Origin of the sequence: Pseudomonas nitroreducens (genome assembly GCF_010994165.1) — a bacterium.
GTDB classification, from domain to species: Bacteria; Pseudomonadota; Gammaproteobacteria; order Pseudomonadales; family Pseudomonadaceae; genus Pseudomonas; species Pseudomonas nitroreducens.
This window is the reverse complement of record NZ_WMBX01000003.1, coordinates 251,186-263,995: the sequence shown is the minus strand read 5'-3', so window position 1 is coordinate 263,995 and position 12,810 is coordinate 251,186. Positions and strand designations below refer to the sequence as shown.

The 12,810-nt window shown below is 66.2% G+C and carries 11 protein-coding genes and 1 pseudogene; 9 read left to right on the top strand and 3 right to left on the bottom strand.

Going from position 1 to position 12,810, the window contains the following annotated elements; translation table 11 throughout:
* Positions 1-130: 130 nt before the first annotated feature.
* The gene (locus tag GJV37_RS14630; RefSeq protein ID WP_169888641.1) at positions 131-1,039 is read left to right on the top strand and encodes a LysR substrate-binding domain-containing protein; all 909 of its coding nucleotides are present in this window, start codon (positions 131-133) and stop codon (positions 1,037-1,039) included.
* Positions 1,040-1,121: 82 nt separating this feature from the next.
* Here the strand turns inward: GJV37_RS14630 and GJV37_RS14625 are convergent, their stop codons facing one another.
* Both GJV37_RS14625 and GJV37_RS14620 read right to left on the bottom strand, forming a co-directional pair.
* Complete coding sequence (locus GJV37_RS14625) at positions 1,122-2,816, bottom strand: BCCT family transporter (RefSeq protein WP_170859235.1); 1,695 nt, start codon at positions 2,814-2,816, stop codon at positions 1,122-1,124.
* Positions 2,817-3,019: 203 nt separating this feature from the next.
* On the bottom strand, positions 3,020-3,187 hold the full coding sequence (locus tag GJV37_RS14620; RefSeq protein ID WP_193452688.1) for a hypothetical protein: 168 nt from the start codon (positions 3,185-3,187) through the stop codon (positions 3,020-3,022).
* Positions 3,188-3,225: 38 nt separating this feature from the next.
* Between GJV37_RS14620 and GJV37_RS14615 the strand changes: the two genes are divergently transcribed.
* From GJV37_RS14615 to GJV37_RS14585, 8 genes and pseudogenes are all read left to right on the top strand, one after another.
* A complete protein-coding gene (locus GJV37_RS14615; protein ID WP_065084481.1) occupies positions 3,226-4,416 on the top strand; it encodes an aromatic ring-hydroxylating oxygenase subunit alpha in 1,191 nt (396 codons plus the stop codon).
* 10 nt (positions 4,417-4,426) lie between these two features.
* Positions 4,427-5,872: an aldehyde dehydrogenase family protein gene (locus tag GJV37_RS14610; RefSeq protein ID WP_193452687.1), complete on the top strand. Its 1,446-nt coding sequence runs from the start codon at positions 4,427-4,429 to the stop codon at positions 5,870-5,872.
* Between the two features lie 12 nt (positions 5,873-5,884).
* A pseudogene (locus tag GJV37_RS29535) lies at positions 5,885-6,046 on the top strand (rubredoxin); the annotation flags it as partial.
* On the top strand, positions 6,035-7,285 hold the full coding sequence (locus GJV37_RS14605) for an FAD-dependent oxidoreductase (RefSeq protein WP_246228366.1): 1,251 nt from the start codon (positions 6,035-6,037) through the stop codon (positions 7,283-7,285). The pseudogene GJV37_RS29535 and the gene GJV37_RS14605, both read left to right, overlap by 12 nt.
* Positions 7,286-7,295: 10 nt before the next feature.
* Positions 7,296-8,624: an NAD(P)/FAD-dependent oxidoreductase gene (locus GJV37_RS14600; RefSeq protein WP_193452685.1), complete on the top strand. Its 1,329-nt coding sequence runs from the start codon at positions 7,296-7,298 to the stop codon at positions 8,622-8,624.
* On the top strand, positions 8,621-8,992 hold the full coding sequence (locus GJV37_RS14595) for a cupin domain-containing protein (protein ID WP_037012352.1): 372 nt from the start codon (positions 8,621-8,623) through the stop codon (positions 8,990-8,992). The genes GJV37_RS14600 and GJV37_RS14595 overlap by 4 nt, the downstream gene beginning before the upstream one ends.
* A gap of 33 nt (positions 8,993-9,025) precedes the next feature.
* Positions 9,026-10,315, top strand: a complete 1,290-nt coding sequence (locus GJV37_RS14590; protein WP_193452684.1) for an MFS transporter — start codon at positions 9,026-9,028, stop codon at positions 10,313-10,315.
* Positions 10,316-10,393: 78 nt separating this feature from the next.
* On the top strand, positions 10,394-10,843 hold the full coding sequence (locus tag GJV37_RS14585) for a hypothetical protein (RefSeq protein WP_193452683.1): 450 nt from the start codon (positions 10,394-10,396) through the stop codon (positions 10,841-10,843).
* Between the two features lie 69 nt (positions 10,844-10,912).
* Here GJV37_RS14585 and GJV37_RS14580 read toward each other — a convergent pair whose 3' ends face one another.
* On the bottom strand, positions 10,913-12,637 hold the full coding sequence (locus GJV37_RS14580) for a hypothetical protein (protein ID WP_223121866.1): 1,725 nt from the start codon (positions 12,635-12,637) through the stop codon (positions 10,913-10,915).
* Between the last annotated feature and the right edge of the window lie 173 nt (positions 12,638-12,810).

Here is a 12,810-nt window from a genome sequence, read left to right as displayed (position 1 = left end):
CGGCGCGCGCACCACAATCCCACGTCGGTTCCCGTTGTGCTTCATCGCACACCCGAGCCGGTACCCAAGCGACGCGCAGGCCACTAGTATTGTGGCCTCGCAGCAGTCCATCGGTCGCTTGCAGTCCGCCATGAAAATTCAGCCGCTTCCTCCGCTCAACAGCCTGCTCGCCTTCGAGGCGGCCGCGCGCCATCTGAGCTTCACTCTTGCCGCCAAGGAGCTGAACGTCACCCAGGGGGCGATCAGCCGTCAGGTGCGCTTGCTGGAGGACTACCTGGGCAAGACGCTGTTCCAGCGGACCACGCGCACCATCAACCTGACCCCGGCCGGCGTCCAGTACCACGAGACGGTTCGCGACTGTCTGCAGCATCTCGCCCGCGCTACCGGCGAGGTTCGCCAATGGCGCGGCGACCAGCAGGTGACGGTGGCCACCAGCACCGCGATGGCGTCGCTCTGGTTGCTGCCACGGGTGGCGGAGTTCCAGAGCCTGCACGAGGACATCGACCTGCGCATCATCGCCCATGACCACGTGAAGGACTTTTCGCGTCTGGAGAGCGACCTGGCGTTGTACTACTGCAGCACGCCGCCCAAGGGTATGGACGTGACGCCGTTGTTTTCCGAGGAAATCTTCCTGGTCTGCAGCCCGGCCTACCTGGCGAAGCATCCGCAACTCGCCTCGCTCGACGGACTTTCTTCCTGCACCTGGCTGTGGCTGGAGGACTCGCAACGCGACTGGATCGGCTGGCCCGAATGGTTCGCTCGGGTGGGCCACCCGCCCTTGATCCCCAAGCATCGGATCAACATCAACAGCTACAGCATGCTGATTCAGTCGGCCATCGCCGGGCAGGGCGTGGCGCTGGCCTGGAACAATCTGGTCGATGCCCCGCTGGCCAGTGGCGCGCTGGTCAGACCTAACGACACGATGTTGCAGACCGACGCGAAGTTCTGCCTGCTCGAAGCCGTGGATGGACGCGGGCCAAGGCACAGCGTGCGGCTGTTCCGCGACTGGTTGATGACCCAGTTGTCCGTGGCGGATTAAACCCTGAAACGACCGAAGCCGACCGCTTGTGACGGTCGGCTTCGGTGCTGTCAGGTGGCGCGATGGCCAATGCCAGCGGACGTCACACGGCGGGCACCAGCCCACTGGCCATCCCGCCCAGTACCGGCTCGCGACTCGGCGAGGCACCCTGCTGGGAATACTCCTGGGCGGGCGCACGGTCGTCCCGGGGTGACCGGGGCGCACCGTCGAGCGACTCCTGGCGCAGGCTGCGGATCAGGGTGTAGCTCATCGCGGTCATCAGGAGTGCGATCGGCAGGCCGACGACGATGCTCGCCATCTGGATCGCCTTGAGTCCGCCCGCCAGCAGCAGCCCCGCGGCCACCGCCCCTTCCAGGATGCACCAGAGCAGCCTGATCCAGTTGGGCGGGGTGATGCTGCCCATGGCGTTCAAGGTGCACAGCACCTGGGTGCCGGCATCCGCCGTGGTGACGAAGTGCACCGCCAGCAGCAGGCAGACCAGCACGCAAAGCAGGGCGCCGACGGTCGGCCCCTTCAGCGAACCGAGCAGGGTGAAGGTGGCCGCCGTGGTTTCCTTCTGGGTCGCTTGCAGCACGCTGCCGCCTTCGAATTTCACCGGCTCGCGGACTTGCTCGGCACTGGCGACCGGCGGCTGGAACTGCTGGCGCGCGGTCAGTTCGCTCTTCAACGCCGCGCCGCCGAACACCGACATCCACAGGATGGTCACCATGGTAGGCACCACCAACGCACCGATCACCAGCTCACGAATGGTGCGGCCCTTGGAAATGCGCGCGATGAACAGGCCCACGAACGGTCCCCAGGTCATCCACCAGGGCCAGTAGAACGCCGTCCACCAGTTCTGCCAGCCGCTGTCCTTCTGGGTATCCATCCACAGGCTCAGGCCGACCAGGTTCTGCAGGTAGTCCCCGGTGGACTCGAACATCAGGTTGAGGATGTAGCGGGTCGGCCCGATGGCCAGCACGATCAGCATCAGCGCGAACGACAGGTACATGTTGAGGGTCGAGAGTCGCTTCATGCCCCTGGAGAGGCCGGCGAGCAGCGACACGCAGGCGATGATGGTCACCGCCAGGATGATGGCGAGCTGGAAGCCGACACTGATGGGCAGCCCGAAGACCTGATGCAGCCCGGTATTGATCTGTGCGACACCCAGGCCCAGGGATTGCGAGACACCAAAGGCGGTGATGGCCACGCCGAGGATGTCCACCACATGGCCGATCCAGCCGTAGATGCGTTCGCCGATCAACGGGTAGAGCAGCGAGCGTAGCGCCAGCGGCAAGCCTTTGCGGTAGGCGAAATAGGCCAGGCACAGGCCGATCAGGCTGAAGATCGCCCAGGGATGCAGCCCCCAGTGATAGAGGGTGATCCGCATGGCCACGGTCGCCGCCTCGTCGCTCAGGCCCGCCGAGAAGGGATTGCCGGCGTAATGCAGCATCGGCTCGGCCACCGACCAGAAGATCAGGCCGATGCCCATGCCGGCGCTGAACAGCATGGCGATCCAGGCGGCGAAGCTGAATTCGGGCTGGTCGTGTTCCGCGCCCAGTTTCAGCGCGCCGAAGCGGCTGATGCTGACGTAGAGCAGCAAGCACAGCGCACCGCTCACCAGCGCCAGGTAGTACCACTTGAAGTTGTCGAGGATGAAGGTAGAGGCTGATTCGAACGTCTTCGCCGCCTGTTCGTTCTGGATCGCGCAGAACAGCACGAACAGGATCACGGTGGCGATGGACGTCAGGGTGACACTCGGATTGAGGCCTTTGAGCAGGCCCGACTCTGCACGCATGGTTATCCCCTATTATTTTTGTTCAAGGGTTGAGGATCTCGCGGCGGGTTCGCGGCTCAGGTATCCGCTCCTGGCAGCCATTACGGCACGCCTGCCACAAGATGATCGCCAGCCTGTCGCGGCCGGAGAACGTGACTACACCATGGTGGAGGCAGGTCGTTCGGACAACTCATTTATCCTCATCGACTCATTACCTTAACGCATCAATCGAGAAACCCGGCGTTCTCTGCCAAAGCCTCTTGCTTCGCGCTCATCCCTTCGCTTCCGATCAACAAATTAATGATAAAAACTAATAAATAGAGGCGAAAAAATCGTTTGTCCGCCGCGTCATCTCTTGCCGACACTCGCCGCCAGGCCGTGGGAACACCCACCGAGCCCTTCCTTTCCGTGCCAGCAAGAGAAAACAACAATGACGACGACAACCGCCCCTTGCCTGATTGCCACCCATAACCTGGAAACCGTACTGGCGCCCATTCATCAAGCCCACGGCCTGACCAACGAGTACTACACCGAGCAACGCCACTTCGAACTGGAGCGCGATCAACTGCTCGGCCGCAACTGGGCCTGCGTGGGTTTTGCCAGCGACCTGCCGAACAACAGCTACGTGAAACCGGTGGACTTCATGGGCCTGCCGTTGCTGCTGATGCGCAACCGCGAAGGCCTGGTGCAGGTGTTCCACAACGTCTGCAGCCACCGCGGCGTGAAGCTGGTGCAAGAGGCTGGCGACGTGCAGGGCGTGATCCGCTGCCCCTACCACTCCTGGACCTACGACCTGAATGGCGGCCTGAAAGGCACGCCGCACATTGGCGGCATCAACCAGCACAAGGACGAGCGCTTCGCCTGCGAGAAGCACGGCCTGAAGGCGCTGCGCAGCGCGATCTGGATGGACATGGTGTTCGTCAACCTGTCCGGCGATGCCCCGGCATTGGAAGAACAGCTCGCGCCGCTGACCGAGCGCTGGGCGCAATTCCTTGGCACTGACGGCCTGTCGCTGCTGCGTCGTGAGGCCAACAGTGGCGCCTTGAACATCAAGGTCGAGTGCAACTGGAAGCTGGCGGTGGAGAACTACTGCGAGGCCTATCACCTGCCCTGGGTGCATCCGAGCCTGAACAGCTACTCGCGCCTGGAAGACCACTACAACATCCTGTTCGACCAGTTCGCCGGCCAGGGCAGCCATGCCTACAACCTGTCCGACGTCGCCGGCACCCACCTGCCGATGTTCCCGTCCTGGCCGAAGGACCGTCTGCGCACCGCCGAATACGTGGCGTTCTTCCCCAACGTGCTGCTGGGCATCCAGGCCGACCACGCCTTCGCCATGATGCTGGAGCCGGTCGCACCCGGTAAGACCGTCGAGCACCTGCGGGTGTTCTATGTCGGCGACGAGGCGCTCGACGACAGCTACGAAACCGCGCGCAACGCGGTCCTGGAATCCTGGCGCGTGGTGTTCGCCGAAGACATCGCCTCGGTCGAGGGCATGCAGCAGGGTCGCCATTCCCCTGGCTACAGCGGCGGCGCCTTCTCCCCGGAGATGGACCTGCCCACGCACTACTTCCACCAGTGGGCCGCGCGCCAGTTGCTCGATTACGCCCAGAACGCCTGAGGGAATCGCCATGCAGAAGATCCCCCCGCACTGGCTGAACTTCATCGACGGCCAGTGGTGCGACAGTGAGCAGCGCCTGGTCGTCAACAATCCCGGCACCGGCGAGCCGGTGGCCAGCATCGCCCAGGCCGGCGTGGCCGATGCCCAGCGCGCGCTGCAATCGGCGCGGCGCTGCGTCGACAGCGGCGAGTTGACCCGCCCGCGTCCGGCGCAACGGGTCGCCTGGCTGCTGGCAATCGCCGCGCAGATTCGCGCGGTGATCGACGACGGCGCCTGGGTGCTGTGCCAGGAGAACGGCAAGGCCCTGCGCGATGCGCGCGACGAGTTCATCGAGGCGGCGCGCTACTTCGAGTACTACGCCGGCATGGCCGACAAGATCGAGGGCACCTCGATTCCGCTGGGCAACGGCTACATGGACTTCACCGTCTACGAACCGATGGGCGTGTCGTTGCAGATCGTGCCGTGGAACTTCCCGGTGTCGATCTGCGCCCGCTCGCTGGCACCGGCCCTGGCGGCCGGCAACGCGGTAGTGATCAAGTCGCCGGAGTTGTCGCCGCTGGGCCTCTGCGTGCTGCTGCAAGCCATCGAACGCGCCGGTCTGCCGCACGGCGCGGTCAACCTGCTGTGCGGCCGTGGGCGGGAAATCGGCGCATACCTGGCGGGGCATCGCGACGTCGACCAGATCGTCTTCACCGGCTCGGTCCCCACGGGCCAGAGCATCCTCCGTGGCGCCGCCGAGCGGGCCATTCCCAGCGTCATGGAACTGGGCGGCAAATCGGCCGCGCTGGTGTTCGCCGATGCCGACCGCGCGCAACTGCTGAGCAGTGTGCGCAACGGCATCTTCTTCAATGCCGGCCAGGTGTGCTCAGCCATGTCGCGCTTGCTGGTGCAGCGCTCGGTGTACGAGGAGGTCATCGCGGACGTGGTGGCCATGGCCGAAGGCCTGAGCGTCGGCCTGGGCCAGGACGATCCCGACCACACGCCGGTGATCTCGGCGGGCCAGTTGCAGGGCATCCAGGCCCTGTGCCGACGCGCCCAGGAACAGGGGGCGGTGGTCGCCACCGGCGGCGAGGCGCTCAGTGGCCGGCGCGGGCACTACATGGCGCCGACTGTGTTGCGCGACGTGCGCCCGGAGATGGAAATCGCCCAGACCGAGGTGTTCGGCCCGGTGCTCGCGGTCATGCCGTTCGACACCGAGGAGGAAGCCATCGCCATCGCCAACGGCACCGACTTCGGCCTGGTCGCCGGGGTCTTCACCCAGGACCTGAACCGGGCGTTGCGCTGCGCGCGGCGCCTGCGCGCCGGCCAGGTGTTCGTCAACGAATGGTACGCCGGCGGCATCGAAACGCCTTTCGGCGGTGTCGGGCTCTCCGGTTTCGGCCGGGAGAAGGGCCAGGAAGCGCTCTACAGCTACGTGCGGACCAAGAACCTGGCCGTACGTATCCAGGGCGAGTGAGGAGATGCCGCGATGAAGAAATGGCTCTGTGTTATCTGTGGCCTGATCTACGACGAGGCCCTGGGCTGGCCGGACGACGGCATCGTCGCCGGCACCCGCTGGGAGGACGTGCCCGAAGACTGGCTGTGCCCCGAGTGCAAGGTCGGCAAGGCCGATTTCGAGATGATCGAGATCAGTGAGCCGGTGAAGGCCGTGGCTGCTTCAGCGGTCATTAGCACGCAGCCGTCGAAGGCCACACCGACCACGCAACCGACCGCTCAGCCCATCGTCATCATCGGCAGCGGGCATGCCGGTTATGGTCTGGCCCAAGCGCTGCGCAAGGCGGATCCGCAACTGGACATCCGTGTGCTGACCGAGGAATCCGGGCACCTCTACGCCAAGCCGGCGCTGTCCATCGCGCTGGCGCAACAACGCGACGCGGCCTCCCTGGCGACGGAAAGCCCGCTGGCGCTGGAGCGCCGCCTGGGCATCCGCATCTACCCGCACTGCCGGGTCGAGCGCATCGACGCCCAGGCCCGGCGCCTGCACACCAGCCTCGGCGACATCGACTACGGCCAATTGGTGCTGGCCACCGGCGCCTCGCCGCTGCGCCTGCCCATCGAGGGCTGTGCCGAGGCGCTGCTGAGCGTCAATAACCTGCGCGACTACCAGACCTTCCGCGCACGCCTGGACAGCGGTGCACAGCGCATCGCCATTCTCGGCGACGGGCTGATCGGTTGCGAGTTCGCCAACGACCTGGCGAGCAGCGGGTATGCCGTGCGGGTGATCGGCCTGGGCGACTGGCCGATGGAACGCCTGCTGCCCGAAACGGCGGGTCGGCACCTCCAGCAGGCACTCGCCGAACTGGGCGTGCAGTGGCACTTGCGCACGACCTTGCAGCGCATCGAGACCACCGCCAACGGCTATCGATTGAACCTGGCCGATGGCCAGAGCGTCGAGGCCGACCTGGTGCTGTCGGCGGTGGGCCTGCGCCCCAACCTGGAGTTGGCACAAACCGCCGGCCTCGAGTGCGGCCGCGGGATCAAGGTCGACGCCCATCTGCGCACCTCGCAGCCGGGTATCTTCGCCCTGGGCGACTGCATCGAAATCGACGGTCAACTGCTGCCTTACCTTGCGCCGATCAACGAGGGCATCCGCGCCCTGGCCAGGACCCTGCTGGGCCAGCCCACACCGGTCAGCTACCCGCTGATGCCGGTGACGGTGAAGACCCCGGCGGCGCCGCTGTGCCTGTTGCCGCCCGCACCGGATTGCCCCGGCGACTGGCACTGCGAGAGCACCGGCGATGGCCTGAGCGCGGCCTTCCACGACAGCGCGGGCGCGCTGCGCGGCTTCGTCCTCCTCGGGCGCCAGGCGCAATTGAACCGAAATGCCTGGCTGCAGAACTGCCAGGCCACCCAACAGCACGTGGCGTGAGAGCCGACCCATGAACAGTTTCGTCAACCTGCCCCACGATGATCAGAGTTGCGGCTGGTACGCCGCCTTGCCCGCTCCCCTGCCCTGCCAACGCCTGAGCGGCGAGCAGAACGCCGACGCGGTGGTGATCGGCGCCGGCTTCGCCGGGCTGGCCGCCGCACGGCGCCTGGCCGAGCTCCAGCCGCAGTCGCGCATCCTGCTGGTGGATGCCCAGCGCGTCGGCTACGGCGCCTCCGGGCGCAACTCCGGCTTCGTCATCGACCTGCCGCACAAGTTCGCCCTGGAACATCCCGATCCCCAACACAAACAACGCCTGCTCGGCCTCAACCGCGCCGCCATCGCGCAACTGCAAACCCTGATCGGCCGCCACGGCATCGACTGCCAATGGTCCCACGCGGGCAAGTACCAGGGCGCGGTGGGCGCGCGCGGGCTTGCCTACCTCGAACACTTCCAGAAGCTGATGAGCGAGCTGGGCGAACCCTATCGCCTGGTGGAACGCGACGAACTGGCCGGCGTGCTGGGCAGCCCCTACTACAGCCGCGCCATCTTCACCCCCGGTTGCTACCTGATGCAGCCGGCGGCCCTGGTGCGCGGCCTGGGCAGCTCGCTGCCGGGCAACGTCGAGTTGCTGGAAGAGTCACCCATCCGCCGCCTGGAGCGCGACGCCAGCGGGCGCTGGCTGCTGCATGGCGATGCCGGGCTGATCCGCACGCCACGGGTGTTACTGGGCACCAGCATCTTCACCCAGGAGTTCGGCTTCCTGCGCAACCGCCTGCTGCCGGTGATGACCTTCGCCAGCTGGACACGCCCGCTGAGCGACGCCGAAATGGCCAGCAGCGGCCTCCAGGCCGACTGGGGCCTGACCCCCGCCGACCACGCCGGCACCACGGTGCGGATGACCCAGGACCGCCGGCTGATCATCCGCAACACCTACAAACACGTACCGCGCTACGGCCGCAGCGTTGGCGACGGCACCCGCGAAAAAATCCGCGCGGACCACCGCAAGGCCTTCCTGGCGCGTTACCCGCAGCTCACCCAGGTGCCCTTCACCCACACCTGGGGCGGGGTCTATGCCATCTCGCGCAACTTCACCAACTTCTTCGGCCAACTGGACGACGGACTCTTCGCCACCGCCTGCGACAACGGCGTCGGCGCCGCCTGGGGCACCATCTCCGGAACGCTGCTGGCCGACCTGGCGGCGGGCGCGCAGTCCACTCAGCTCGACGACATTCGCGCGGTCACCGGCATGCCCTCGCTGAACCCACCGGAGCCACTCCTCGGCCTGGGCGTGCGCACGCGCATCCGCTGGGCGGCATGGAACAGCCGGAGCGAACTATGAGCCAGACAACCAGCGGGCGCGGACCGGTGCTCTTGGTCGATCACCGCGACCTGGCATTCACCCCGCGCGGCGGCCCTCCCGGTGCCGCCAGCGTGGCCCGCGCCATCAGCAACGAGGTGTCGCCGAACCTGGGCATCGGCTTCGCCCGCTGGGAAGGCGCGGAGGTCGCCTGGAGCCTGCTCTACGACGAAGTGATCTTCGTCATCGAGGGCTGCTTCGAGCTGCGCGCGAACGGCGAGTTGTACCGGGTGCAGCCCGGGCAACTGCTGTGGATTCCCGAGGGCACCGAGCTGGTCTACGGCGGCCATGCGCTGTTCGGCTACGTCGTCCACCCCGGCGACTGGAAGCAGCGCCACGGCCTCGACTGAGCAGCGCGCGTTCGATCAACCTGGAGCCCTCCCTTGCTAGCACTCACCCGAACCTTCGGCACGCTCTACCTGGCGACCTTGCTGATGCAACTGGGCTCCAGCCTGCTGATGACCTACCTGGCCCTGCACCTGGATGCCGGCGGTGTCGCCGAGCGCTGGGGCGGGGCGCTGATGGCCGCCAATGCGCTGGGAATGGTCCTGGGCGGCCGTGTCGGTTACTGGCTGATCGGCCGCGTCGCCCATGTCCGGGCATTCGTGGCCGGCGCCGGGGTGATCGTCAGCGCCGCGCTCTGCCACCAGCTCAGCGACTGGCTGCCGCTCTGGCTGCTGCTGCGCTTCATCGTCGGCGCGGCGATGATGTGCCAGTTGATGGTCATCGAAAGCTGGCTCAACGGCTGCGCGCCAGGGGAGCGTCGGGGCGGCGCCCTCTCGCTGTACATGGTGGCCAGCTATGTCGGGATGATGCTGGGGCAACTATTGCTCAGCCTCGGCGACGGGCTCGATGCACGGACCCTGAGTGGCGTGGCCATCGCCTTCGCCATCGGGCTGCTGCCGATGGCCCTGCATCGCGGCGCGCAGCCCAGCGCCCTGCAGCATGCCAGGGTCTCGCCGCTGCTCTACCTGCGGCGCCTGCCGCAGGCGCTCGGCACGGTATTCGCCTCGGGCCTGCTCAATGGCTGCTTCTACGGCCTGACGCCGATCTTCGCCGCGCACCTGGGCTTCACGCCCGCCCAGGTCGGCCAGTTCATGGCGCTGACCATCGCCGCCGGGCTGCTCGCCCAACTGCCGCTGGGCAAACTGTCGGACCGGGTTTCCCGCGTCACCCTGGTACGCCTGATCGCCCTCTTGCTGGTGGTGGTCTTCCTGCCGCTGGCCTTGCTGAAGACGCCCGCGCACAGCGTCGTGCTGCTCGCCGGAGCGCTCATCGGCTTCCTGCAGTTCTGCCTCTACCCGCTGGGCATTGCCCATGCCAACCACAGCCTGGAGCCGCAACTGCGCGTCTCGGTCTCGGGCGTGCTGCTGGCCACCTTCGGCATCGGCGCCACGCTCGGCCCGCTGCTCGCCGGGCTGCTGATGGAGCATGCCGGCCCGCAGGCGCTCTATCTGTTCGGCATCGCCGTGGCCGCGAGCGTCGCCTGCCTGGTCAGGCAGCGGCGCAACGGCAGCGACTCGGAGATCACCTACAACCAGTGCGGTGAAAAACGATGGTGGTCCGGGACGCCCGTCGACTTATCTGCTGGCTCGCCCCAAGTCCTTGAGTCAACCTCCCGACTAATGCCCCCTGCCACTCCGGTCGTCAGCATCGGCAGCCCCGGTCAATGAAGACCTTTCCCATTGCTCTCCCTCGCCGGCTCCCCGAAACTATCACCCTTTGAACCGGCCGCACGAGCGGGAGCCACCATGTCCATCCAAGCCGAAACCCTCTGGAACCAGCTCTGCGCCGACGCCGGCGTCGACCCGCAGCAGCGCATGGCCGCGCGTCGCGCCATCCTCGCCGACAGCAACGCGCTGGACGCCACCGTCTACCGTCCTGACGACAACGACCCTGACGCCGAAGAACTGGACATGGGCGACGCCAAGGTGCTGTTCATCGGCTCCTTCGAGGCGCCCACCGAGTGGGACGCCGCCGAGCGCGAGGACTTCTTCGACGACGCCGACCCGGCGCTGTTCTTCAGCGTCCGCATCGAGTGCGAAGCCGAGCCGGGCACCTCGGGATTCTTCGTTCCGGAAGTGGGCGACTACCTGGCGGTGATGGACGCCGGCAAGATCCAGATGTACTTCCTCCACGACTGGCGCGAAGACGAGGACGGCTGCACCTGCGTGCTGATCCGCGACGATATCCAGCTCTGACGTCCAGCCCGGAAAATGAAAAAAGCCCGTTCAACTGAACGGGCTTTTTTGTCGGCGCGCGGAGCGCCCTCAGCGCTTGGCCGACAGCTGGTCCTGCTTCATCTTGCTGGTGTCCAGGTGCAGCAGGCCGAACGCTGTGCCATAGAAGATGTTGCCCTTGGTATCGACCTTGATCGGCGCGTACATGCCGTTGTAGATCGGATCGCTACCCTCGCGGATGGTCAGCACGGTCTTGCCGGTGTCCAGGTCCATGCCGATGTGATGGCGATCGTTCCAGGCGTTGTTGAAGTACCCATCGACAAGGGCCATATGGCCTTCGCCGGAAATCATCGGCACCACGGAAATCGACGATACGTCGTTGCGTCCCCACAGCTGCTTCCACTCATGGGTCTGGCTGTTCCAGCGGAAGCTCGCTGCACCCAACGGTCCCGGGCGCGTCGCGCCGAGCAGGGTGCTGACGTAGTAGGGGCTCGGATCGAGGGTCTTCTCGTCGGCGCTGCGGATGTTGTTCACCACGAAGGCGTAGTCGCCGTAGACCGCCACCGACTGCTCTGACTGCACCGTGTCGGTACCGGGGATTTCCACCTTGCGCTGGTCGGCGATGCGCGGGCTGGCGGTGCCCGGCTTCTGCTTCCAGCCGGCGGGAATCTGGTCGCGCCAGAAGGCGACCATGCTCATGTTCTTCGCGCCGTCGGTGATCACCACCAGCTTGTCTTCATCGGGCCCGAAGCCCATCAGCGTCGGCGTGGCGCCGGTGCCATCGGCCAGCTTGGGCGCCGGCATGCGGATGCCGCGCTCGTACCCGGCCTTCCAGGCGCCGCTGGCTTCGTCGTCGTGGATCTTGCCATCCTTGTCCACCACCAGTCGGTACATGGTGGTGTTCGAGGCGACATAGATGGCGCCTCCGTTCGCTTCCGGGCCGGTGGCGAAACTGTTGAGGAAGAGTTCGTCATCGCCGGCGACGGTGTAGCTGTCGATCACCTCCAGCGTGTCGCGGTTGAGCGTGATGATCTTGCCGCCCTGGGTGTTGACCACGACGAAGCCGTTGTAGCTCATGCTCATGCCGAACAGCATGTCGCCGGGGAAGCGGGTACCGCGCTTGACCTTCTCGTTGTCGAACAGGCCTACCGGAATCGCGCTGACCTTGCCCAGCTTCATCGCCGAATCGGCCCGCTTGGGGTCGGCCTGGTCGATGCGGAATATCTGCCGGCCGTTGCAGCCGACGAAGGCATCTTCCCGGGTCAGCAGCGCATAGACAGAGCCGTTGAGCGCCTGGTCCGAGGCAGCGGTGAGCATGCGGTTCGGCTGCGCCTTCATGTAGTCGAGCAGGCCCTTCTCGTCCTTCGCATCGAGGAACTTCTGCACCGCCCTGGACTGCTCGACGCGCTGCTGGGCAGTAACGGGCGTGTAGTTGGGCAGCTTGACCGGAATATCGGCACGCGCCAGCTCGGTGAGCTTGCCGCCCTCCAGGCTGACCTTGCGCAACGCAAAGCCCGACCACCAGAAATACACCGGCTTGCCGTCCACGGTGTCGGAGAAGATCGGCAGGCCCACGCCTTCGCCGGGCAGGAACTGCACCGACTCGGGGGTAACGTCGTACGCACCGCGGGCCACCGGGAAGCCGACGCTGTCGGTGGCGCCATCGTTCCAGTGCGTCTGGTTGTTGTAGGACTGGGCGAGGTACGGATTCTGCGCGGGCCACGCAGGCTCGGCGGCGTGGGCCAGCCCGCCGCACAGGGCGAGCGCAACGGAAAACGGAAGCAGACGAAGGGAAGGCATGCAACGACGGGACATCGACGGACTCCTGCGAATGAGCGGCGCCATGGATCACTTCGGGAGAGCGAGCGCCGACTGACCGAATCACCGTACGGGTGCCGCAAACGGGTAGTGACCACCCGAATCAGGGAGCAGAGCGGAAAACGACGCGTCCGGTCGCGCGGAGACATTCGTCCGTCAGACGGCTGCCT

Excerpts from the sequence above, each read along its gene's own strand:
- GJV37_RS14595 (WP_037012352.1), top strand. The coding sequence starts at position 8,621 with ATGAGCCAGACAACCAGCGGGCGCGGACCGGTGCTCTTGGTCGATCAC.
- GJV37_RS14580 (WP_223121866.1), bottom strand. The coding sequence starts at position 12,637 with ATGTCCCGTCGTTGCATGCCTTCCCTTCGTCTGCTTCCGTTTTCCGTT.
- GJV37_RS14630 (WP_169888641.1), top strand. The coding sequence starts at position 131 with ATGAAAATTCAGCCGCTTCCTCCGCTCAACAGCCTGCTCGCCTTCGAG.
- GJV37_RS14605 (WP_246228366.1), top strand. The coding sequence starts at position 6,035 with ATGATCGAGATCAGTGAGCCGGTGAAGGCCGTGGCTGCTTCAGCGGTC.
- GJV37_RS14625 (WP_170859235.1), bottom strand. The coding sequence starts at position 2,816 with ATGCGTGCAGAGTCGGGCCTGCTCAAAGGCCTCAATCCGAGTGTCACC.
- GJV37_RS14600 (WP_193452685.1), top strand. The coding sequence starts at position 7,296 with ATGAACAGTTTCGTCAACCTGCCCCACGATGATCAGAGTTGCGGCTGG.
- GJV37_RS14610 (WP_193452687.1), top strand. The coding sequence starts at position 4,427 with ATGCAGAAGATCCCCCCGCACTGGCTGAACTTCATCGACGGCCAGTGG.
- GJV37_RS14585 (WP_193452683.1), top strand. The coding sequence starts at position 10,394 with ATGTCCATCCAAGCCGAAACCCTCTGGAACCAGCTCTGCGCCGACGCC.
- GJV37_RS14615 (WP_065084481.1), top strand. The coding sequence starts at position 3,226 with ATGACGACGACAACCGCCCCTTGCCTGATTGCCACCCATAACCTGGAA.